The 22,781-nt window shown below is 55.0% G+C and carries 22 protein-coding genes; 18 read left to right on the top strand and 4 right to left on the bottom strand.

What is annotated here, in order from left to right; translation table 11 throughout:
* Window positions 1-81: 81 nt before the first annotated feature.
* A complete protein-coding gene (locus MUU46_RS12420) occupies window positions 82-1,185 on the top strand; it encodes a branched-chain amino acid ABC transporter substrate-binding protein (RefSeq protein WP_159757483.1) in 1,104 nt (367 codons plus the stop codon).
* A gap of 95 nt (window positions 1,186-1,280) precedes the next feature.
* Here the strand turns inward: MUU46_RS12420 and panM are convergent, their stop codons facing one another.
* Window positions 1,281-1,664 carry an aspartate 1-decarboxylase autocleavage activator PanM gene (gene panM, locus MUU46_RS12425; RefSeq protein WP_258965673.1) on the bottom strand — a complete coding sequence of 128 codons (384 nt, stop codon included), beginning with the start codon at window positions 1,662-1,664 and terminating at the stop codon, window positions 1,281-1,283.
* A 422-nt stretch (window positions 1,665-2,086) separates the two neighbouring features.
* Here panM and livK point away from each other — a divergent pair, with 422 nt between their 5' ends.
* The 10 genes from livK to ugpQ all read left to right on the top strand — a co-directional run bounded on the left by livK (window position 2,087) and on the right by ugpQ (window position 12,342).
* Window positions 2,087-3,196, top strand: a complete 1,110-nt coding sequence (livK, locus tag MUU46_RS12430; protein ID WP_258965674.1) for a high-affinity branched-chain amino acid ABC transporter substrate-binding protein LivK — start codon at window positions 2,087-2,089, stop codon at window positions 3,194-3,196.
* A 58-nt stretch (window positions 3,197-3,254) separates the two neighbouring features.
* Window positions 3,255-4,181 carry a high-affinity branched-chain amino acid ABC transporter permease LivH gene (gene livH / locus MUU46_RS12435; protein ID WP_125354955.1) on the top strand — a complete coding sequence of 309 codons (927 nt, stop codon included), beginning with the start codon at window positions 3,255-3,257 and terminating at the stop codon, window positions 4,179-4,181.
* Window positions 4,178-5,455 carry a high-affinity branched-chain amino acid ABC transporter permease LivM gene (locus MUU46_RS12440; protein WP_258965675.1) on the top strand — a complete coding sequence of 426 codons (1,278 nt, stop codon included), beginning with the start codon at window positions 4,178-4,180 and terminating at the stop codon, window positions 5,453-5,455. Before livH ends, MUU46_RS12440 begins: the two co-directional genes overlap by 4 nt.
* Complete coding sequence (gene livG / locus MUU46_RS12445) at window positions 5,452-6,219, top strand: high-affinity branched-chain amino acid ABC transporter ATP-binding protein LivG (RefSeq protein WP_159757495.1); 768 nt, start codon at window positions 5,452-5,454, stop codon at window positions 6,217-6,219. The genes MUU46_RS12440 and livG overlap by 4 nt, the downstream gene beginning before the upstream one ends.
* Before the next feature lies 1 nt (window position 6,220).
* Window positions 6,221-6,934, top strand: a complete 714-nt coding sequence (gene livF, locus MUU46_RS12450) for a high-affinity branched-chain amino acid ABC transporter ATP-binding protein LivF (protein ID WP_159757498.1) — start codon at window positions 6,221-6,223, stop codon at window positions 6,932-6,934.
* 222 nt (window positions 6,935-7,156) lie between these two features.
* Window positions 7,157-8,473 carry a sn-glycerol-3-phosphate ABC transporter substrate-binding protein UgpB gene (gene ugpB / locus MUU46_RS12455; protein WP_258965676.1) on the top strand — a complete coding sequence of 439 codons (1,317 nt, stop codon included), beginning with the start codon at window positions 7,157-7,159 and terminating at the stop codon, window positions 8,471-8,473.
* A gap of 330 nt (window positions 8,474-8,803) precedes the next feature.
* Window positions 8,804-9,691 (top strand): sn-glycerol-3-phosphate ABC transporter permease UgpA, encoded by an 888-nt coding sequence (gene ugpA / locus MUU46_RS12460; RefSeq protein ID WP_159757504.1) that lies wholly within the window; start codon window positions 8,804-8,806, stop codon window positions 9,689-9,691.
* Window positions 9,688-10,533, top strand: a complete 846-nt coding sequence (gene ugpE / locus MUU46_RS12465; protein WP_258965677.1) for a sn-glycerol-3-phosphate ABC transporter permease UgpE — start codon at window positions 9,688-9,690, stop codon at window positions 10,531-10,533. The genes ugpA and ugpE overlap by 4 nt, the downstream gene beginning before the upstream one ends.
* 1 nt (window position 10,534) lies before the next feature.
* On the top strand, window positions 10,535-11,608 hold the full coding sequence (locus MUU46_RS12470) for a sn-glycerol-3-phosphate import ATP-binding protein UgpC (RefSeq protein WP_258965678.1): 1,074 nt from the start codon (window positions 10,535-10,537) through the stop codon (window positions 11,606-11,608).
* On the top strand, window positions 11,605-12,342 hold the full coding sequence (gene ugpQ / locus MUU46_RS12475) for a glycerophosphodiester phosphodiesterase (RefSeq protein ID WP_159757513.1): 738 nt from the start codon (window positions 11,605-11,607) through the stop codon (window positions 12,340-12,342). The genes MUU46_RS12470 and ugpQ overlap by 4 nt, the downstream gene beginning before the upstream one ends.
* A 12-nt stretch (window positions 12,343-12,354) precedes the next feature.
* On the opposite strand, the gene MUU46_RS12480 is transcribed toward ugpQ, so the two are convergent.
* On the bottom strand, window positions 12,355-12,762 hold the full coding sequence (locus tag MUU46_RS12480) for a DUF2756 family protein (protein ID WP_159757516.1): 408 nt from the start codon (window positions 12,760-12,762) through the stop codon (window positions 12,355-12,357).
* Between the two features lie 123 nt (window positions 12,763-12,885).
* Here MUU46_RS12480 and ggt point away from each other — a divergent pair, with 123 nt between their 5' ends.
* Window positions 12,886-14,637, top strand: a complete 1,752-nt coding sequence (gene ggt, locus MUU46_RS12485) for a gamma-glutamyltransferase (RefSeq protein ID WP_258965679.1) — start codon at window positions 12,886-12,888, stop codon at window positions 14,635-14,637.
* 185 nt (window positions 14,638-14,822) lie between these two features.
* Here ggt and yhhY read toward each other — a convergent pair whose 3' ends face one another.
* A complete protein-coding gene (gene yhhY / locus MUU46_RS12490) occupies window positions 14,823-15,320 on the bottom strand; it encodes an N-acetyltransferase (protein WP_258965680.1) in 498 nt (165 codons plus the stop codon).
* Between the two features lie 352 nt (window positions 15,321-15,672).
* Here yhhY and MUU46_RS12495 point away from each other — a divergent pair, with 352 nt between their 5' ends.
* From MUU46_RS12495 to gntU, 5 genes are all read left to right on the top strand, one after another.
* Complete coding sequence (locus MUU46_RS12495) at window positions 15,673-16,710, top strand: oxidoreductase (protein WP_258965681.1); 1,038 nt, start codon at window positions 15,673-15,675, stop codon at window positions 16,708-16,710.
* Window positions 16,711-16,834: 124 nt separating this feature from the next.
* The gene (locus tag MUU46_RS12500; RefSeq protein WP_159757528.1) at window positions 16,835-17,530 is read left to right on the top strand and encodes a pirin family protein; all 696 of its coding nucleotides are present in this window, start codon (window positions 16,835-16,837) and stop codon (window positions 17,528-17,530) included.
* A 101-nt stretch (window positions 17,531-17,631) separates the two neighbouring features.
* Window positions 17,632-18,627, top strand: a complete 996-nt coding sequence (gene gntR, locus MUU46_RS12505) for a gluconate operon transcriptional repressor GntR (protein ID WP_258965682.1) — start codon at window positions 17,632-17,634, stop codon at window positions 18,625-18,627.
* 130 nt (window positions 18,628-18,757) lie between these two features.
* A complete protein-coding gene (gntK, locus tag MUU46_RS12510) occupies window positions 18,758-19,288 on the top strand; it encodes a gluconokinase (protein ID WP_159757534.1) in 531 nt (176 codons plus the stop codon).
* Window positions 19,288-20,628: a gluconate transporter gene (gene gntU, locus MUU46_RS12515; protein WP_159757537.1), complete on the top strand. Its 1,341-nt coding sequence runs from the start codon at window positions 19,288-19,290 to the stop codon at window positions 20,626-20,628. The genes gntK and gntU overlap by 1 nt, the downstream gene beginning before the upstream one ends.
* A gap of 115 nt (window positions 20,629-20,743) precedes the next feature.
* Here gntU and MUU46_RS12520 read toward each other — a convergent pair whose 3' ends face one another.
* Window positions 20,744-21,337: a YhgN family NAAT transporter gene (locus MUU46_RS12520; RefSeq protein WP_159757540.1), complete on the bottom strand. Its 594-nt coding sequence runs from the start codon at window positions 21,335-21,337 to the stop codon at window positions 20,744-20,746.
* Window positions 21,338-21,545: 208 nt separating this feature from the next.
* On the opposite strand from MUU46_RS12520, the gene asd reads away from it, so the two are divergent.
* Window positions 21,546-22,652 carry an aspartate-semialdehyde dehydrogenase gene (gene asd, locus MUU46_RS12525; protein WP_159757543.1) on the top strand — a complete coding sequence of 369 codons (1,107 nt, stop codon included), beginning with the start codon at window positions 21,546-21,548 and terminating at the stop codon, window positions 22,650-22,652.
* Window positions 22,653-22,781 lie beyond the last annotated feature (129 nt).

The raw sequence follows: 22,781 nt of genomic DNA on the forward strand, positions 1-22,781 counted from the left end.
CGGCAGACCTAAAATAGATATAAAGCGCTACATAACAACATCAAAACAAATACAATCACCATCACAATGGGGAATCTCAGGATGAAAATGAAGGGCAAAGCGTTACTGGCAGGATGTATCGCGCTGGCGATGAGTCACATGGCGATGGCCGACGATATTAAAATTGCAGTCGTGGGAGCAATGTCCGGTCCGGTAGCGCAGTATGGCGATCAGGAGTTCACGGGTGCTGAACAGGCTGTCGCTGACATTAATGCCAAGGGTGGCATCAAAGGCAACAAACTCGAAATCGTAAAATATGACGATGCCTGCGACCCGAAACAGGCCGTGGCCGTGGCGAACAAAGTCGTGAACGATGGCATCAAATACGTTATCGGTCACCTGTGCTCCTCTTCCACTCAGCCAGCGTCTGACATTTACGAAGACGAAGGTATTCTGATGATCACCCCAGCGGCGACGGCACCTGAGCTGACTGCGCGTGGTTACAATCTGATCATGCGTACCACCGGTCTGGACTCTGACCAGGGCCCAACTGCCGCGAAATATATCCTCAATACCGTGAAGCCGAAACGCATTGCGATTGTGCATGACAAGCAGCAGTACGGTGAAGGTCTGGCGCGTGCCGTGCAGGATTCCCTGAAAAAAGGGAATGCCAACGTCGTGTTCTTCGACGGGATCACCGCCGGTGAGAAAGACTTCTCCACGCTGGTTGCGCGTCTGAAGAAAGAGAATATCGACTTCGTTTACTACGGTGGTTACCACCCGGAAATGGGTCAGATCCTGCGCCAGGCGCGTGCAGCCGGTCTGAAAACCCAGTTCATGGGGCCAGAAGGCGTGGCCAACGTGTCACTGTCTAACATTGCCGGTGATTCTGCGGAAGGCCTGCTGGTCACCAAGCCGAAGAACTACGATCAGGTTCCGGCGAACAAACCGGTTGTAGACGCTATCAAGGCGAAGAAACAGGATCCGAGTGGGGCGTTCGTGTGGACGACTTACGCAGCGATCCAGTCACTGACTGCTGGCCTGAACCAGAGCGACGACCCCGCGAAGATTGCTGAATGGCTGAAAGCCAACAGCGTCGACACCGTCATGGGCCCACTGACCTGGGATAAGAAAGGCGACCTGAAAGGCTTTGAGTTCGGCGTGTTCACATGGCATGCGAACGGCACCGCCACTGACGCGAAATAAACAGCAAACGGCAACCTCAGGTTGCCGTTTTAGTGTTTGCACCCTCTCCCTGTAGGAGAGGGCATCAGGTTGAACGTAACCGCCACCCGGTTTTTTTAACGTTTTTCCCAGCCACCCTGCTGTGCAGTAAACCCCAGCGCCTGCATAAATGCCGCCATCACGCCTCTGTCTTCCACACCGACATCCGCCATCCACCAACTGTCGATGCCAGGATTCTCGCACAGTACTTCTTCCAGCAGATATTTCCCTACGCCGCGGCGACGGGTGACTTCGCGTATCCGCATGGAATCCAGCGCGCCCTGCGTGCCTTGTAGCGTCACGCGTACCGCCCCAAGCAGACGCTCATTAAACCGCGCCGCATAGATCCGATGCTGATCGTCCATCTGCAAAGATGAAGAACTGTATTCCGGCCAGATCTTGCCGAGATCAACGTGGTCTTGCTCGCTGAGCGTGGTCAGCCTGATTACTGTCAGTTTCATGTGAAGCCACCTCTAAAAAAATAATACCCAGAGTTTATCGAATTTCTCGATTCGCCGATTTCTATTTTTACACTGACTTCCAGCGGATTCGTTTTCTCCTGATCGTTCGAAGCAGCGTAATGCGTTATGGATCGAAAAATAAGCAGAATTTTAACCTGACAGGTAGTGATTTATTCCGCTCTTTGTATCCTTATTTTATGCTGAAAACCGCGCTTTTTTTTGTTTAACTCTGGTTAAATACAGAATATTATCTTTGCTTAATCGACTGAAAAATAGAGATTTTAGTCTGGTTTTTGGCAAATAGCATCGCTAAACCATTAAAGAGACTGGTAAAAGTAGCGTTGTGCATTAAAAGCACAGAATGCTTTTTAACCAAATAAATACAAAATATAAACAAACGACATCACGAATGGGGATTGAAGATGAAACGGAATGCGAAAACATTGATTGCGGGAATGATTGCCCTGGCCATGTCGCAGTCAGCAATGGCAAAAGACATTAAGGTCGCCGTGATTGGTGCGATGTCTGGCCCGGTTGCACAGTGGGGCGACATGGAGTTCAACGGCGCGCGTCAGGCAATTAAAGACATCAATGCCAAGGGCGGCATCAAAGGCGACAAACTGGTTGCCGTGGAATATGACGACGCCTGCGATCCGAAACAGGCCGTGGCCGTGGCCAACAAAGTGGTCAACGACGGCATTAAATATGTTATCGGTCACCTCTGTTCTTCTTCTACTCAGCCTGCGTCTGACATTTACGAAGACGAAGGCATTCTGATGATTACCCCAGGTGCAACCAACCCGGAACTGACGCAGCGCGGCTATCAGTACATCATGCGCACCGCAGGTCTCGATTCCTCTCAGGGGCCAACCGCCGCGAAATATATTCTGGATAACGTGAAGCCTAAGCGCATTGCCATCATCCATGATAAACAGCAGTACGGCGAAGGGCTGGCGCGTTCCGTACAGGACAGCCTGAAGAAAGGCGGGGCAGACGTGGTGTTCTTCGACGGCATCACCGCTGGCGAAAAAGACTTCTCCGCGCTGGTGGCTCGTCTGCAAAAAGAAAACATCGACTTCGTTTACTACGGCGGTTACTACCCGGAAATGGGGCAGATCCTGCGCCAGGCGCGTTCCGTTGGACTGAAAACGCAGTTCATGGGTCCGGAAGGCGTGGGTAACTCTTCCCTGTCGAACATCGCGGGTGCCGCGGGCGAAGGGATGCTGGTGACGATGCCGAAACGATATGATCAGGATCCGGCAAATAAAAGTATCGTTGACGCGCTGAAAGCCGAGAAGAAAGATCCGAGCGGCCCGTACGTGTGGATCACTTACGCCGCCGTCCAGTCTCTGGTGACCGCTATGGACCGCACCGGCAGCGAAGATCCGCTGGCACTGATTAAAGATTTAAAAGCTCACGGCGCGAAAACCGTGATTGGGCCGCTGAACTGGGATGAGAAAGGCGATCTGAAGGGATTTGAGTTTGGTGTCTTCCAGTGGCATGCGGATGGTTCGTCCACCGTCGCTAAATAATAAGACAAATTTCCCTGCCGCCCGTACACCTGCCGGGCGGTTATAAAAAGGTTACCTTATGTCAGAGCAGTTCCTCTATTTCCTGCAGCAGATGTTTAACGGCGTCACGCTGGGAAGCACCTATGCACTGATCGCCATCGGTTACACCATGGTGTATGGCATCATCGGGATGATCAACTTCGCCCACGGCGAGGTGTACATGATCGGCAGCTATGTGTCGTTCATGATCATCGCTGCGCTGATGATGATGGGTATCGACACCGGCTGGCTGCTGGTGGGCGCCGGATTCGTCGGGGCGATTATCATCGCCAGCGCCTACGGTTGGAGCATTGAACGTGTGGCGTATCGACCGGTTCGCAGCTCTAAACGTCTGATTGCTCTGATCTCCGCCATCGGGATGTCCATCTTCCTGCAAAACTACGTCAGCCTGACGGAAGGCTCGCGCGACATCGCGTTGCCAAGCCTGTTTAACGGCCAGTGGATTATCGGCAGCAGCGAAAACTTCGCCGCCAGTATCACCACTATGCAGCTCGTTATCTGGATTGTGACTTTTGTGGCGATGCTGGCTCTGACGGTGTTTATCCGCTATTCCCGCATGGGCCGCGCCTGCCGCGCCTGCGCAGAAGACCTGAAAATGGCGAGCCTGCTCGGCATCAACACCGACCGCGTTATTGCCCTGACGTTCGTTATCGGCGCGGCGATGGCGGCGGTGGCGGGCGTTCTGCTCGGTCAGTTCTACGGCGTAATTAACCCGTACATCGGCTTTATGGCTGGGATGAAGGCCTTTACGGCTGCGGTTCTCGGTGGGATTGGCAGTATTCCAGGAGCAATGATCGGCGGCCTGATTCTGGGCGTGGCCGAAGCACTGTCCTCCGCTTACCTGAGTACCGAATACAAAGACGTGGTGTCTTTCGCGCTGCTGATAGTCGTACTGCTGGTGATGCCGACCGGGATCCTGGGTCGTCCGGAGGTAGAAAAAGTATGAAACCGATGCATTTTGCGATGGCCCTGCTTTCAGCCGCCATGTTCTTCGTGCTGGCGGGCGTCTTTATGGGCGTTCAGCTGCAACTGAATGGCACCAAACTGGTGGTTGATACCGCCGCTGACATCCGCTGGCAGTGGATTTATATCGGCACCGCAGTGGTGTTTTTCTTCCAGCTGCTGCGCCCACTGGTGCAGAAGAGCCTGAAAAACATTTCCGGACCGAAGCTGGTGCTGCCAGCGATTGATGGCTCTACCGTTAAACAAAAATTGTTCCTGATTGCGCTGCTGGTCATTGCTGTTGCCTGGCCGTTCATGGTGTCTCGCGGCACTATCGATATCGCGACCCTGACCATGATCTACATTATTCTCGGTCTCGGTCTGAACGTCGTAGTCGGGCTGTCCGGTCTGTTAGTGTTGGGTTACGGTGGGTTCTACGCCATCGGCGCGTACACCTTTGCGCTGCTGAATCACTATTACGGCCTCGGCTTCTGGACCTGTCTGCCACTGGCAGGGCTGGTGTCAGCTGCCGCAGGTTTCCTGTTGGGCTTCCCGGTACTGCGTTTGCGCGGTGACTATCTGGCGATAGTGACTCTCGGCTTCGGTGAAATTGTGCGTATTCTGCTGCTGAATAACACCGAAATCACCGGTGGTCCGAACGGTATCAGCCAGATCCCGAAACCGACGCTGTTTGGCCTGGAATTTAGCCGTACCGCTCGCGAAGGCGGCTGGGATACCTTCAGCCACTTCTTTAATTTGAAGTATGACCCGAGCGATCGCGTGATTTTCCTTTATCTGGTGGCATTGCTGCTGGTGGTCTTTACCCTGTTTGTGATCAACCGCTTGTTGCGGATGCCGTTGGGTCGCGCGTGGGAAGCGCTGCGTGAAGATGAAATTGCCTGTCGTTCGCTGGGCCTGAACCCGACGCGTATCAAGCTGACGGCGTTTACTATCAGTGCCGCGTTTGCGGGGTTTGCCGGCACGCTGTTCGCCGCCCGTCAGGGCTTTGTCAGCCCGGAATCCTTCACCTTCGCCGAATCGGCATTCGTGCTGGCGATTGTGGTGCTGGGCGGAATGGGCTCGCAGTTTGCCGTGATCCTCGCAGCAGTGCTGCTGGTGGTATCGCGCGAACTGATGCGTGATTTCAACGAATACAGCATGTTAATGCTGGGTGGTTTGATGGTTCTGATGATGATCTGGCGTCCACAAGGCTTGCTGCCGATGACCCGTCCACAGCTGAAACTGAAAAGCGGACAGACCAAAGGAGAGCAGGCATGAGTCAGCCATTATTATCCGTTAACGGCCTGATGATGCGTTTTGGCGGCCTGCTGGCGGTCAATAACGTCAATCTTGAACTGCACCCGCAGGAAATCGTCTCGCTGATTGGCCCAAACGGTGCCGGGAAAACCACGGTTTTCAACTGCCTGACCGGTTTCTATAAGCCGACGGGCGGCAGCATCATGCTGGGAGACAAGCATCTTGAAGGCCTGCCGGGCCAGAAAATTGCGCAGATGGGCGTGGTGCGTACTTTCCAGCACGTGCGTCTGTTCCGCGAAATGACGGTGATTGAAAATCTGCTGGTGGCGCAACATAAGCAGCTGAAAACCGGCGTGTTTTCCGGGCTGCTGAAAACGCCGTCGTTCCGCAAAGCGCAGAGCGAGGCGCTGGACCGTGCCGCGACGTGGCTCGATCGTATCGGCCTGCTGGCACACGCGAACCGTCAGGCGAGCAACCTGGCCTACGGCGATCAGCGCCGTCTGGAAATTGCGCGCTGTATGGTGACGCAGCCGGAAATCCTGATGCTTGATGAACCGGCAGCAGGGCTGAACCCGAGAGAAACCAAAGAGCTGGATGAGCTGATTGCCGAACTGCGCAGCCATCACAACACCTCCATTTTGCTGATTGAGCACGACATGAAGCTGGTGATGGGTATTTCCGATCGTATTTACGTCGTGAATCAGGGAACGCCGTTGGCTAACGGCACGCCGGAAGAGATCCGCAATAATCCTGACGTTATTCGCGCCTATTTGGGTGAGGCATAAGATGGAAAAAGTCATGTTGTCCTTTGACAAAGTCAGCGCCCATTACGGCAAAATTCAGGCCCTGCACGAGGTCAGCCTGCATATCAATCAGGGTGAAATCGTGACGCTGATTGGCGCGAACGGCGCGGGTAAAACTACGCTGCTCGGCACGCTGTGCGGTGACCCACGCGCTTCCAGCGGGCGTGTGACCTTTGATGGCAAAGATATTACCGACTGGCAGACCGCGAAAATCATGCGTGAAGCGGTGGCGATTGTGCCGGAAGGGCGTCGCGTGTTTTCCCGCATGACCGTGGATGAGAACCTGGCGATGGGCGGCTTTTTTGCCGACCGCAGCGAGTATCAGACGCGCATTAAGTGGGTATACGAACTGTTCCCGCGCCTATGGGAGCGTCGTGTTCAACGTGCAGGCACCATGTCCGGTGGGGAGCAACAGATGCTGGCGATAGGCCGCGCGCTGATGAGCCAGCCGCGTCTGCTGCTGCTCGACGAGCCGTCGTTGGGTCTGGCGCCGATCATCATCCAGCAAATTTTCGACACCATTGAGCAACTGCGCAAAGAGGGAATGACCATCTTCCTCGTCGAGCAGAACGCCAACCAGGCGCTGAAACTCGCTGACCGTGGCTACGTGCTGGAAAACGGTCACGTGGTGCTGGAAGACACCGGTGACGCGCTGTTGGCCAACGAAGCGGTGCGGAGTGCGTATTTAGGTGGTTGAGTAAAAACCCTCACCCTCACCTTCTCCCATGGGAGGGGGCGGGGTGAGGCATCAGGTCGTCCAAACCCGTCCCCATGTTCACCGTTCCATCATCTCTCTGAAGCCTGGCTGTCACCGCTTCGTCATCTTTCATCTCTATTTCTGTCATACGCGCATGTCATGTTGTGTTGCGAACAAAAACGCGTGATTACGCGCATCCGGCACAACAAGAGAGATAACCGAATGACATCGTTACGACACACAGCTTTAGCTCTGACGCTGGGACTGACCTTTGTCTCCCAGGCCATGGCGGTCACTACCGTTCCGTTCTGGCATTCCATGGAAGGGGAGTTGGGCAAAGAAGTTGATTCCCTCGCCCAGCGTTTTAACGACGCCCATCCTGATTACAAAATTGTGCCGGTTTATAAAGGCAACTACGAACAGAGCCTGGCGGCCGGGATTGCGGCCTTCCGCACCGGTAACGCTCCGGCTATTTTGCAGGTTTATGAAGTCGGCACCGCGACCATGATGGCGTCGAAAGCCATCAAACCCGTGTACGAAGTGTTCAGCGATGCAGGCATTGCGTTCGACGAGTCGCAGTTCGTGCCGACGGTATCGGGCTACTACACCGATTCCAAAACTGGCCACCTGCTAAGCCAGCCGTTTAACAGCTCAACGCCGGTGCTGTACTACAACAAAGACGCGTTCAAAAAGGCCGGATTAAATCCGGACCAGCCGCCGAAAACCTGGCAGGACCTGGCGGAATACACCGCCAAACTGAAAGCGGCAGGCATGAAGTGCGGCTACGCCAGCGGCTGGCAGGGTTGGATCCAACTGGAAAACTTCAGCGCCTGGAACGGTCTGCCGTTTGCGACCAAAAACAACGGCTTTGACGGCACCGACGCGGTACTGGATTTCAACCAGCCGGAGCAAGTGAAGCACATTGCGATGCTGGAAGCGCTGAACAAGAAGGGCGATTTCAGCTACTTCGGGCGCAAAGATGAGTCCACCGAGAAGTTCTACAGCGGCGACTGCGCCATTACCACCGCGTCTTCTGGGTCGTTGGCGGACATCCGTCAGTACGCCAAGTTTAACTACGGCGTGGGCATGATGCCGTACGACGCTGACGCCAAGGGCGGCCCGCAGAACGCCATTATCGGCGGGGCCAGTTTGTGGGTGATGCAAGGCAAAGACAAAGATACCTACAAAGGCGTGGCGGAGTTCCTCGACTTCCTGACCAAACCGGAAATCGCTGCCGAATGGCACCAGAAAACCGGTTATCTGCCGATCACCAAGGCAGCATATGACCTGACCCGTCAGCAGGGTTTCTACGATAAGAACCCGGGGGCAGATATCGCCACGCGTCAGATGATGAACAAACCGCCTCTGCCATTCACCAAAGGTCTGCGTCTGGGCAATATGCCGCAGATCCGCACTATTGTGGATGAAGAGCTGGAATCGGTATGGACCGGCAAGAAAACCCCGCAGCAGGCGCTGGATGCCGCCGTCGAGCGTGGGAATCAGCTGCTGCGTCGCTTTGAGAAATCAACGAAATCGTAATTGGGAAACCCCTCACCCTCACCCTCACCCTCTCCCCCCAGGGGAGAGGGGACAGCTCGGTGCTGTATGTTCCCTTGTGGCATAGGCAAAGGGCGCTGTCTTTTCTCCCTCGCCCTCCAGGGGAGAGGGGACAGCCCGGTGCTGTATGTTCCCTTGTGGCATAGGCAAAGGGCGCTGTCTTTTCTCCCTCGCCCTCCAGGGGAGAGGGGACAGCCCGGTGCTGTATGTTCCCTTGTGGCATAGGTAATAAAGGGCGCTGTCTTTTCTCCCTCGCCCCTTTGGGGAGAGGGCTGGGGTGAGGGGGGTCAGGAAATAACATTGAGCATAATTATGTCATCATCTCGTCCGGTATTTCGCTCGCGCTGGCTGCCCTATGCGCTGGTCGCGCCGCAGCTCGTCATTACTGTCATTTTCTTTATCTGGCCTGCGGGAGAAGCGCTGTGGTATTCGCTGCAGAACGTCGATCCGTTCGGGCTCTCCAGTGAATTTGTCGGCTTCGATAATTTCATCGCTTTGTTCCACGACAGCTACTATCTCGATGCATTCTGGACCACCATGAAATTCAGCGGCATGGTCACCATCAGCGGTCTGCTGGTGTCGCTGTTCTTCGCCGCGCTGGTTGATTATGTGGTGCGCGGCAGCCGCATATACCAAACCCTTATGCTGCTGCCCTACGCCGTCGCCCCGGCCATCGCCGCAGTGCTGTGGATTTTCCTCTTCAACCCCGGTCGCGGTCTGATCACCCACTGGCTGGAAATGGTGGGCTATAACTGGAACCACGCGCAAAACAGCGGTCAGGCGATGTTCCTCGTGGTCTTCGCCTCGGTGTGGAAGCAAATCAGCTACAACTTCCTGTTCTTCTTTGCCGCGTTGCAATCCATTCCCCGCTCGCTGGTGGAAGCCGCCGCTATTGACGGCGCAGGCCCGGTGCGCCGCTTCTTTGCCATTGCGCTGCCGCTGATTGCCCCGGTGAGCTTCTTCCTGCTGGTGGTCAATCTGGTGTACGCCTTCTTCGACACCTTCCCGGTGATTGACGCGGCGACGGCGGGCGGCCCAGTGCAAGCCACCACCACGCTTATCTACAAAATTTACCGCGAAGGCTATGCCGGGCTGGACCTGTCTGCATCGGCGGCGCAGTCGGTAGTGCTAATGGGGCTGGTGATTGTGTTAACGGTGGTTCAGTTCCGCTACGTGGAAAGTAAGGTGCGCTATCAATGATTGAACATCGTCGCGGGCTGACCTGTTTCAGCCACATCATGTTGATTCTGGGGATTGCAGTGATCCTGTTCCCGCTGTACGTCGCGTTTGTCGCGGCAACGCTGGATGACAAAGCCGTTTTCGCCACACCAATGACGCTTATCCCCGGCTCGCATCTACTCGAGAACATGAAAACCATCTGGCTACAGGGCGTCGGGGTCAACAGCGCGCCGTTCTGGCTGCTGTTGCTGAACAGCTTCGTCATGGCTTTTACCATCACGGTGGGGAAAATAGCAGTGTCGATGCTTTCAGCCTTTGCCATCGTCTGGTTTCGCTTTCCGCTGCGTAACCTGTTCTTCTGGATGATTTTTATCACCCTGATGCTGCCGGTCGAAGTGCGAATTTTCCCCACGGTGGAGGTGATAGCCAACCTCAAATTGCTCGACAGCTACACCGGGCTGACGCTGCCGCTGATGGCCTCGGCGACCGCGACTTTCCTGTTCCGCCAGTTCTTTATGACGCTGCCGGATGAACTGATGGAAGCCGCCCGAATCGACGGCGCGTCGCCGATGCGTTTTTTCCGCGACATCGTGCTGCCGCTGTCGAAAACCAACCTCGCGGCGCTGTTCGTCATCACCTTTATCTACGGCTGGAACCAGTATCTGTGGCCGTTGCTAATTATCACCGACGCGGATCTCGGCACGGCGGTGGCCGGTATCAAAGGGATGATAGCCACCGGGGAAGGTACCACGGCGTGGAATCAGGTGATGGCGGCGATGCTGCTGACGCTGATCCCGCCCGTTATTATCGTATTAGCCATGCAGCGTGCGTTTGTCCGCGGCCTGGTCGACAGTGAGAAATAAGATGGCAGGATTGAAATTACAGGCTGTAACCAAGAGCTGGGATAACGGCAAAACTCAGGTGATCCCGCCGCTGACGCTGGACGTCTCCGACGGCGAGTTTATTGTGATGGTTGGCCCGTCAGGCTGCGGAAAATCGACGCTGCTGCGCATGGTGGCCGGGCTGGAGCGTGTTTCCAGCGGGGATATCTGGATTGACCGCCAGCGCGTGACCGAACTGGAACCGAAAGAGCGCGGCATCGCGATGGTGTTCCAGAACTACGCCCTGTATCCGCACATGAGCGTGGAAGAAAACATGGCCTGGGGCCTGAAAATTCGCGGCATGGGCAAAAGTCATATCGCTGAACGCGTGAAAGAGGCGGCGCGTATTCTGGAGCTGGATGCGTTACTCAAACGCCGTCCGCGCGAACTGTCAGGCGGCCAGCGCCAGCGCGTGGCGATGGGGCGCGCTATCGTGCGCGATCCGGCAGTGTTCCTGTTCGATGAACCGCTGTCTAATCTTGATGCCAAACTCCGCGTGCAGATGCGCCTCGAGCTGCAACAATTGCACCGCCGCCTGAACACGACGTCGCTGTACGTAACACACGATCAGGTGGAAGCGATGACCCTCGCCCAGCGGGTGCTGGTGATGAACAAAGGCATTGCCGAGCAAATTGGTACCCCGGTTGACGTGTATGAAAAGCCTGCCAGTCGCTTTGTGGCGAGCTTTATCGGCAGCCCGGCGATGAATCTGCTCGACGGGCGCGTGAGCCCATCGGGCACGCATTTCGAACTCGATAGCGGTATGGCGCTGCCGTTGAACTGGCTGTATCGCGGCTACGCCGGGCGCAGCATGACGCTGGGTATCCGTCCGGAACATATTGCGCTAAGCTCGCAGGCCGAAGGTGGCGTACCGCTGGTGATGGATACGCTGGAAATTTTGGGTGCAGATAACCTCGCGCATGGTCGCTGGGGTGAGCAAAAAATGGTGGTGCGTTTAGCGCATCAGCAGCGCCCGACGGCAGGTACCACGCTGTGGCTGCATCTGCCGGAAAATCATCTGCACCTGTTTGATGGTGAAACAGGACAACGAGTATGAGCAACTGGCCTTATCCCCGCATCGTCGCCCACCGTGGCGGCGGTAAACGGGCTCCGGAAAACACCCTTGCGGCGATTGACGTGGGTGCGCGCTACGGCCACACGATGATCGAGTTTGACGCTAAGCTGTCAAAAGATGGACAGATTTTCCTGCTACATGATGACAACCTCGAGCGCACCAGCAACGGTTGGGGCGTGGCGGGTGAACTTGAGTGGAACAAACTGCTGCATGTTGATGCCGGAAGCTGGTTTAGCCGTGAGTTTAAAGGTGAGCCGTTACCGCTGCTTTCGCAGGTGGCGGCGCGCTGTCGTGAGCATGGCATGATGGCTAATATCGAAATAAAACCCACCACCGGCACTGGGCCGCTGACCGGTAAAATGGTCGCCCTGGCGGCACGTGAACTGTGGGCCGGCACGACGTTGCCACTGCTCTCATCGTTTGATATCGACGCGTTGACAGCCGCACAAGAAGCGGCACCTGAACTGCCTCGCGGACTGTTACTAGATGACTGGCGCGACGACTGGCAGGCGTTGACCACGCGACTGGACTGCGTGTCGATTCACGTTTATCACAAGTTGCTGGATGAGGCGCGGGTGAAAATGTTGAAAGCGGCGGGGCTGCACATTCTGGTGTACACAGTGAACAAACCCCAGCGGGCATCAGAGTTGCTGCGCTGGGGCGTGGATTGCATCTGCACCGATGCAATTGACGTTATCGGGCCCGACTTCCGGTAGTGCCGCTCACTGTTAACGAGAAAGAGGCTGCGGGTTAGACGGTGTACTCAGCAGGTCACCGTTCTGAGTCTGCGGCAGCATGTGCTGCTGAGAACTGTTCAGCGTTCTGTCACTATTGCTGCCGCTTAACATCCCGCCGCTGGTGTTCGGCAGCACCTGCTCCCCCGGCTGGCCGTTCAGCACCCGCTGCTGATTGCTATTCATCTGCGTTTGCAAATGCTGCTGCTGAACCTGGTTTTGGTTCTGTAGCTGCTGATTCAACATCCCTTTCTGCTGTTGCTGCTGCGTATTCATTTCAGTCTGCATCCGCTGCTGGCTTGGGATCACATACCCTGGCTGGTTGGGGTTGTTGGTGGTGTTGAGTGGCTGTGCTAAAACGGCAAACGGCATGAGTGCCGCAAGAATGAGTAACTTTTTCATCTTTTCCTCCTCCCCGTCAGGGGCTTCTTTAAGTGTACCTCCAATTGTCCATAACAATGATTTTTTAGGATTTCTGCACCAGGATTAAGCGGGAACACAACACCCATCACCTGGAGAATAACAATGACAGAAACGCATTTTTGGCGCGGGGCGGCGATTGCTGCTCTGCTGGCAGGAGGGACGTTCAGTGTGGCAGCTACCGAGCCGTCGCCCGCTGCACCGCCGGTGTCTTACGGCGTGGAAGAGGACGTTTTCCACCCGGTAACGGCCCAGAAGGGTATGGTCGCATCGGTGGATGAAACGGCGACGAAAGTCGGCGTGGAGATACTTAAACAGGGCGGGAATGCGGTGGATGCCGCAGTAGCCGTGGGTTACGCGCTGGCCGTCACGCACCCGCAGGCGGGGAACCTCGGCGGCGGTGGCTTTATGCTGCTGCGCACTAAAGACGGCAAAACCACATCGATCGATTTCCGTGAAATGGCCCCCGCGCAGGCCACGCGCGATATGTTCCTCGACGATCAGGGCAATCCCGACAGCAAAAAATCGCTGACTTCACACCTGGCATCCGGTACGCCAGGCACTGTGGCCGGTTTCTCGCTGGCGTTGAAAGAGTACGGCACCCTGCCGCTCAACAAAGTGGTGCGTCCGGCCATCAAACTCGCGAAAGAGGGCTTTATCGTTAACGATGCGCTGGCGGGTGACCTGAAAACCTACGGGCCTGAAGTCATTCCTCAACACGAAAACAGTAAAGCCATTTTCTGGAAAGACGGCGAGCCGCTGAAAAAAGGCGACAAGCTGGTGCAGACCAATCTGGCGAAAAGCCTGGAGATGATTGCTGAGAATGGGCCGGACGCGTTTTATAAAGGTGCAATTGCCGATCAGATTGCCAATGAAATGAAAAAGAACGGCGGGCTGATAACCAAAGAGGACCTGGCGAATTACAAAGCGGTGGAGCGCGAGCCTATCAGCGGCGACTACCGTGGTTATCAGGTGTTCTCGATGCCGCCGCCGTCTTCCGGGGGCATTCATATCGTTGAAATCCTGAATATCCTCGAAAACTTCGATATGCATAAATACGGTTTTGGCAGTGCCGACGCGATGCAAATCATGGCGGAAGCTGAGAAGCATGCCTATGCCGATCGCTCGGAATACCTCGGTGACCCGGATTTTGTCAAAGTCCCGTGGCAGGCGTTGACAAGCAAGGCTTACGGCAAATCCATTGCTGACGAAATCGACATCAATAAAGCTAAACCGTCGAGTCAGATCCGTCCGGGGAAACTCGCGCCGTATGAAAGTAAACAGACCACGCATTTCTCGGTGGTGGACAAAGACGGCAATGCGGTGGCGGTGACATATACCCTGAATACCGAGTTCGGTACCGGCATTGTGGCAGGGAATAGCGGCATCCTGATGAACAACCAGATGGACGACTTCTCTGCCAAACCGGGCGTGCCGAACGTGTACGGCCTGGTCGGCGGGGATGCGAACGCGGTTGGGCCGCATAAGCGTCCGTTGTCGTCGATGTCGCCAACGATAGTGGTGAAAGACGGTAAAACCTGGCTGGTAACCGGTAGCCCGGGCGGTAGCCGGATTATCACCACTGTGCTGCAAATGGTGGTGAATACCATCGACTTTGGGATGAATATCGCCGAAGCGACCAACGCGCCGCGTTTCCATCACCAATGGCTGCCGGATGAGCTGCGGGTTGAGAAGGGCTTTAGCCCGGATACGCTGAAGCTGCTGACGGATAAAGGTCAGAAGGTGGCGGTGAAAGAAGCGATGGGCAGCACGCAGAGCATCATGGTCGGCCCGGACGGTACGCTGTATGGCGCATCGGATCCGCGCTCGGTGGATGATTTAACGGCGGGGTACTGATTTTCCCCTCACCCTTTGGGACAGAACGGTTTCGCCCTCTCCCAAAGGGTGAAGCGGTATAACGGTTTTCTCCCTCTCCGAAAAGGTGAAGTGGCAGAACGGTTTTCTCCCTCTCCGAAAGGGTGAAGTGGTATAACGGTTTTCTCCCTCTCCCTTTTAGGGAGAGGGTCGGGGTGAGGGTTAAGCTAACGTTTCATCCGCGCCATATAATACGCATCCACGTATTCGCCGTTGCGCAGGGCGTAGTTTTTCCCAGTACCTTCCACCTCAAAACCGAATTTGCGGTACAGGCCGATGGCTAATGGATTATCGATGAACACCGTCAATTCAATGCGTTCGACGCGCAGCCAGTTATCACACAGATTCACCATCTCACGCATCAACGCGCTGCCGACCCCGCGATTCTGGAACTCCGATGCAATGCTGATCCCAAACGTCGCCACGTGACTGCGACGCGGATTCTCCATCACATCGACAGTCAGATGGCCGACTACGCGTTCGTCGAGGCAAGCAACGAGCTGTTTTCTTCCCGGTTTTCTGGCCACGCGTTCGTGCCACATCTCCAGGGAAGGATGAGGAATTTGTAGCGTCGAGTGATAAACATCCGCATGCGTGTGCATCAGATGTAAAGCTGCTGCGTCGGTGGCTTCAACGTGGCGGACTCTTATCTCACTCGTGTTCATTCCTCTTCTCCTTCGGTTAGTTGTCCCCTTTAACATCTCCGAGTCACAAAATTTCGTCAACTGCTGATTTTTATCAAAAATGGCTAGACAAGTGCGAATGATAATGATTATTATTGTCATGCGTTCAGGGAGACCCTTTACGGAGAACCTGAAAGCACGACATTGCTCACATTGCTTCCAGTATTATTTTATAGCCAGCCTCGCGCTGGCTTTTTTTTTGCCTATCTTAATCTGGCTTACTGGCCATTTTTTCCCCGGAAAGTGCTCGGTCTCCTTACGTACATTGAGTACGCGACACTGCACATAAACTTGCGTTATGGTAGCCAGAAGTAACCTTATAAAGGACTGAGCCATGACCCTACATTGTGCATTTATTGGTTTCGGAAAAAGCACCACGCGTTATCACCTCCCGTACGTTCTTAACCGCAAAGACAGCTGGCATGTGGCGCATATTTATCGTCGTAGCCCGAAGCCGGAAGAGCAGCAGCCGCAGTATCAGCACATTCATTTCACCAGCGATCTGAACGACGTGCTGAACGATCCGCAGGTCAAGTTGGTGGTGGTTTGTACTCATGCCGACAGCCATTTTGATTATGCGAAACGGGCGCTGGAAGCCGGGAAAAATGTGCTGGTGGAAAAACCGTTCACCCCGACATTAGCCGAAGCGAAAGCGCTGTTTGCGCTGGCAAAAGAGAAAGGACTGACGGTCACACCGTACCAGAACCGTCGCTTTGACTCCTGCTTCCTGACAGCGAAAAAGGTGATTGAGAGCGGCAAACTCGGCGAGCTGGTTGAAATTGAGAGCCATTTCGACATGTACCGTCCGGTGGCGGAAACCAAACCGGGACTGCCGCAGGACGGCGCGTTTTACGGCCTGGGTGTGCACACCATGGACCAGATTATCTCGCTGTTTGGTCGCCCGAATCACGTGGCGTATGACATCCGCAGCCTGCGCAATAAAGCTAACCCGGACGATACTTTTGAAGCGCAGCTTTTTTATGGCGACCTGAAAGCCATCGTCAAAACCAGCCATCTGGTGAAAATCGATTACCCGAAATTTATCGTCCACGGCACCAAAGGCTCGTACCTGAAATACGGCATCGACCAGCAGGAAACCAGTCTCAAGGCCAACATCATGCCGGGTGAACCAGACTTTGGTGCAGACGACAGCATCGGACACATCGAGTACATGAACGCTGATGGCGTCAGCGTGCGTGAAGAAGTGAAACCGGAAATTGGCGACTATGGCCGGGTATACGATGCGCTGTACGACACGCTTAAAAACGGTGCGCCGAATTACGTCAAGGAAACTGAAGTTCTCACCAATCTTGAGATCCTCGAGCGGGCCTTCGAACAGGCTTCTCCTGCCACGATAACCCTCGCGAAATAAGCAGATTTGGCTCCTCTGAAGTTGTTCATAAATTTTGAACAGAGGAGTCAATTTTCACCCACTATCATCCTGAAGCGTTCGGGTCCACACTAACTCCATCGAAACGAATACGGAGTTAGACATCATGATTTTCTTACGCAAAGCAAACGAACGTGGCCATGCAAATCACGGCTGGCTGGACTCCTGGCATACCTTCTCGTTCGCCAATTATTACGATGCAAATTTCATGGGCTTCTCTGCGCTTCGTGTCATTAATGACGACGTGATTGATGCCGGTCAGGGCTTCGGCACCCACCCGCACAAAGACATGGAAATCCTGACTTATGTGCTGGAAGGGGCCGTGGAGCACGAAGACAGCATGGGCAACAAAGAGCAGGTGCCCGCCGGTGAATTCCAGATCATGAGCGCCGGGACTGGCGTGCGTCACTCGGAGTACAACCCGAGTAAAACGGAAAAATTGCACCTGTATCAAATCTGGATTATTCCGCAGGAAACCGGCATTACGCCGCGTTATGAGCAACGTCGTTTTGACGCCGAGCAGGGCAAACAGCTGGTGCTGTCGCCGGATGCGCGTGACGGTTCCCTGAAAGTGAACCAGGACATGGAACTCTATCGCTGGGCGCTGTTGAAAGATGAGCAGTCAGTGCATCAGATTTCTGCCGACCGTCGGGTGTGGATCCAGGTTGTCAAAGGTGAAGTGTCTATTAACGGCACCAAAGCGACCACTGCCGATGGCCTGGCCATCTGGGATGAGCAGGCTATTTCGGTCCATGCCGAAAGTGATGCTGAAATTCTGCTGTTCGATCTGCCGCCGGTATGATCCTGATTAAATAAATTTCAGAACCTTTCCCCAACGGGGGAAGGTTCTGCTGCGTCCATGATAAACTGAGGAAATGTTCCCCCTTTATCAGCCTCCGGACGATGAAAAAGAAAAGACCCGTACTTCAGGATGTTGCCGATCGCGTCGGTGTGACCAAAATGACGGTCAGTCGTTTTCTGCGTAACCCGGAACAGGTTTCCGAGGCGCTGCGTGGCAAAATTGCTATCGCGCTTGATGAACTGGGTTACATCCCCAACCGCGCCCCGGACATTTTGTCCAACTCGACCAGCCGCGCGATTGGTGTCCTTCTTCCTTCACTGACCAACCAGGTTTTCGCGGAAGTGCTGAAAGGCATTGAAAGCGTGACCGATGCCTATGGCTACCAGGCCATGCTCGCCCATTACGGCTACAAACCGGAAATGGAAGAGGAGCGTCTGGAGTCGATGCTCTCCTGGAACATCGACGGGCTGATCCTTTCTGAGCGCACCCACACTGCGCGCACCCGCAAAATGATTGAAGTGTCCGGCATTCCGGTAGTTGAACTGATGGACAGCCAGTCGCCGTGCATTGATATCGCCGTCGGTTTCGACAACTTCGAAGCCGCCCGCCAGATGACGGCCACTATCATTTCGCGCGGGCACCGTCACATCGCCTATCTTGGCGCACGCCTCGACGAACGCACCATCATCAAACAGCAGGGCTACGAGCAAGCGATGAACGAAGCGGGCCTCACGCCGTACAGTGTGATGGTTGAGCAGTCGTCATCCTACTCCTCCGGGATTGAGCTGATGCGCCAGGCGCGTCGTGAATATCCGCAGCTCGATGGTATTTTCTGTACCAACGATGACCTTGCGGTCGGCGCGGCGTTTGAATGCCAGCGCCTGGGCTTAAAAATCCCCGACGACATGGCGATTGCCGGTTTCCACGGCCACGATATCGGCCAGGTGATGGAGCCGCGTCTGGCGAGCGTACTGACCCCGCGTGAACGCATGGGCCGCATCGGCGCTGAGCGCCTGCTGGCGCGCATTCGTGGTGAAATTGTTACGCCTAAGATGTTAGATTTAGGTTTCACATTGTCACCAGGCGGATCAATTTAAACTGACAAGTTTGAAGTAGATCACACAACGCAGTTTATCGTCCGGATGGTTATTGCTTATCCATAAGCTCGGCAGGACAATGTTACCGATAACAGTTACCCGTAACAAATCGACCTGTGGGAGCAACGCTTTGAGCACAACTAACCATGATCACCATGTCTACGTTTTGATGGGCGTCTCTGGTAGCGGTAAATCCGCCGTCGCCAGCGAAGTCGCGTATCAGCTGCATGCCGCGTTTCTTGATGGCGACTTCCTCCATCCGCGCAGCAATATCGTCAAAATGTCCTCCGGCGAAGCGCTAAACGACGACGACCGCAAACCGTGGCTGCAGGCCCTGAACGACGCCGCTTTTGCGATGCAGCGCACCAATAAAGTGTCGCTGATCGTCTGTTCAGCCCTGAAAAAAACCTACCGTGACCTGCTGCGCAAAGGTAATCCGAACCTCTCCTTTATCTATATGAAGGGTGATTTCGACGTTATCGAAAGCCGCCTGAAAGCGCGTAAAGGCCACTTCTTCAAAACCCAAATGCTGGTCACGCAGTTTGAAACGCTGCAAGAACCGGGCACGGACGAAGCCGACGTGCTGGTGGTCGATATCGATCAGCCGCTGGAAGGCGTTGTCGCCAGTACTATTGAGTTAATCAACAAAGGCAGTAAGTAGTGACTACATTAACGCTTGTTTTAACGGCAGTCGGCTCAGTATTGCTGCTGCTGTTTTTAGTAATGAAGGCGCGTATGCACGCCTTCGTTGCTTTGATGGTGGTGTCTATTGGTGCAGGGCTTTTCTCGGGTATGCCGCTCGATAAAATCGCTGACACCATGCAAAAAGGGATGGGCGGCACGCTCGGCTTCCTCGCGATCGTGGTTGCGCTGGGGGCAATGTTTGGCAAAATTCTGCACGAGACTGGCGCGGTCGATCAGATTGCCGTCAAAATGCTGAAGTCCTTCGGACACAGTCGGGCGCATTACGCGATAGGCCTCGCAGGGCTTATCTGTGCGCTGCCGCTGTTCTTCGAAGTGGCCATCGTGCTGCTGATTAGCGTCGCGTTTTCCATGGCGCGTCACACCGGGACCAACCTGGTGAAACTGGTTATTCCTCTGTTTGCAGGCGTGGCTGCGGCTGCGGCGTTCCTGTTGCCTGGGCCTGCGCCGATGCTGCTGGCTTCGCAAATGCACGCAGATTTTGGCTGGATGATTTTGATTGGCCTATGTGCGGCCATCCCCGGGATGATCATCGCCGGGCCGCTGTGGGGTAATTTCATCAGCCGTCACGTTGAGCTGCATATTCCGGACGATATCTCCGAGCCGCATCTGGGCGAAGGCAAAATGCCGAGCTTTGGTTTCAGCCTCGCGCTGATCCTGCTTCCGCTGGTACTGGTTGGCCTGAAAACTATTGCGGCTCACTTTGTGCCGCAGGGTTCTACGGCGTATGAGTGGTTCGAGTTTATCGGCCATCCATTTACCGCAATTCTCGTTGCGTGTTTGGTGGCGATTTACGGCCTGGCGATGCGTCAGGGCATGCCGAAAGACCGGGTGATGGAAATCTGCGGGGCGGCGTTGCAACCGGCCGGTATTATTCTGCTGGTGATCGGTGCAGGAGGCGTGTTCAAACAGGTGCTGGTAGATTCCGGTGTTGGTCCGGCACTCGGTGAAGCGTTGACCGGCATGGGCCTGCCGATCGCCATTACCTGCTTCGTGCTGGCGGCCGCGGTGCGCATCATTCAGGGTTCCGCTACCGTGGCGTGTCTGACGGCCGTCGGTCTGGTGATGCCGGTCATTGAGCCGCTGCATTACAGCGGTGCACAGATGGCTGCTCTGTCTATCTGTATCGCAGGTGGTTCTATTGTGGTGAGTCACGTGAATGATGCGGGTTTCTGGCTGTTCGGTAAATTTACCGGCGCGACTGAAGCGCAAACCCTGAAAACATGGACGATGATGGAAACCATTTTAGGGACTGTGGGGGCAATAGTTGGGATGATTGCGTTTACGCTTCTGAGCTAATGTACGATGAGGTGCGGTCTGATGCCCGCACCTCAACCCTCACCCCAACCCTCTCCCATGGGGAGAGGGAGCACACACTAAAAATGGCGACCAAAGGTCGCCATTTTGCTTTTACCTAGCCTTTCATCCACACCCGAATCCCGTCGAGGAACATTTGGGTCGCCAGCATCACCAAAATCAACCCCATCAGTCGTTCCAGCGCATTTACCCCTTTCTCGCCAAGCAGGCGTAAAAACAGCCCTGACTGCAGCAAGATAGCCACCGTACCGCCCCAGGCGAGCATCAGCGCGAGCACTAAATGACTCATCTTATTTGGATACTGATGTGACAGCAGCATCAGCGTCGCCAGCAAAGACGGCCCGGCAACCAACGGAATAGCCAGCGGTACGATAAACGGTTCTTCTCCAGCCGGTAAGCCGTTACTGCTGCCCTCGGCGCTCGGAAAAATCATCTTTATGGCAATCAGGAACAAAATGATGCCGCCAGAGATAGAAACCGTCTCTGCGCTCAGGTTCAGGAACGCGAGGATTTTTTCTCCAGCGAACAGGAAAATAAGCATGATAAGCAGGGCGATTAAGAGCTCACGTATCATGATCGCTCGACGGCGCTTAGGCTCGGTATGCTTCAGCACCGACATAAAAATCGGCAGGTTCCCCAGTGGATCCATAATCAGGATCAACAACACCGCTGCGGAAAGGATTTCACTCATTGCATAGTTTCCTGATAATCGTGTTTTACACGGTAGATACGCGTTTAAAATTAACGCGTTAAATTAGTTATGTTACTTAATCATGACGCATCATTGATTTTTTTCACTTGCGACTTTGGCTGCATTTTGTAATGTGAGGGATACCCTACCTTCTTTTGATGGAAACGGGGTCAGCACAACAGCACACACCTCTGCAGGAACACACGCTATGAAAAATGTTGGTTTTATCGGCTGGCGCGGAATGGTCGGCTCTGTACTCATGCAACGCATGGTAGAAGAGCGCGATTTTGATGCCATCCGCCCGGTCTTCTTCTCTACCTCTCAGTTCGGTCAGGCTGCGCCTGCATTTGGCACTCAGCCTGCCGGCACGCTGCAGGATGCCTTCGACCTGGAGGCGCTGAAGGCGCTCGACATCATTGTCACCTGCCAGGGCGGCGATTATACCAACGAAATCTATCCAAAGCTGCGTGAAAGCGGCTGGCAGGGTTACTGGATTGACGCGGCCTCTTCGCTGCGCATGGATGACGACGCCATTATTATTCTGGATCCGGTTAACCAGGCTGTCATTACCGACGGCCTCAATAACGGTGTAAAAACGTTTGTCGGCGGAAACTGTACCGTCAGCCTGATGCTGATGTCCCTCGGTGGCCTGTTCGCGGAAGACCTGGTGGAGTGGGCGTCTGTCGCCACCTATCAAGCAGCCTCCGGCGGCGGCGCGCGCCATATGCGTGAACTACTGAGCCAAATGGGCGCGCTGCACCACTACGTTGCGGATGAACTGGCTAACCCGGCGTCGGCCATTCTTGATATCGAACGCAAAGTTACTGCACTTTCCCGCAGCGGCGAGCTGCCTGTCGACAACTTCGGCGTACCGCTGGCCGGGAGCCTGATCCCATGGATCGACAAACAGCTCGATAACGGCCAGAGCCGCGAAGAGTGGAAAGGGCAGGCTGAAACCAACAAAATTCTCGCGACCCAGAACGTGATTCCGGTTGATGGTCTGTGCGTGCGTATTGGTGCGCTGCGCTGCCACAGCCAGGCCTTCACCCTCAAACTGAAGAAAGACGTGTCGATCCCGACAGTGGAAGAACTGCTGGCGGCGCACAATCCGTGGGCCAAAGTGGTGCCAAACGATCGCGACATTACCATGCGCGAACTGACGCCAGCGGCGGTCACGGGGACATTGAGCACACCGGTTGGGCGGTTGCGTAAACTGAATATGGGGCCGGAGTATCTCTCCGCTTTCACTGTCGGCGATCAGCTCCTCTGGGGGGCCGCCGAGCCGCTCCGCCGCATGTTGAGGCAATTAGCGTAACGAAATGAAAAAAGGGGTGCTGAGTCACCCCTTTTTTATGCCTGTCACTTTATACGTAGATCAGAACTAAATGCGTATGCCTGAATTTTTACCGGGAGTCAGATAAAGCCTTGGCTATGCTTTAAGGAA

Origin of the sequence: Scandinavium tedordense, assembly GCF_024764965.1 — a bacterium.
GTDB classification, from domain to species: domain Bacteria; phylum Pseudomonadota; class Gammaproteobacteria; order Enterobacterales; family Enterobacteriaceae; genus Scandinavium; species Scandinavium tedordense.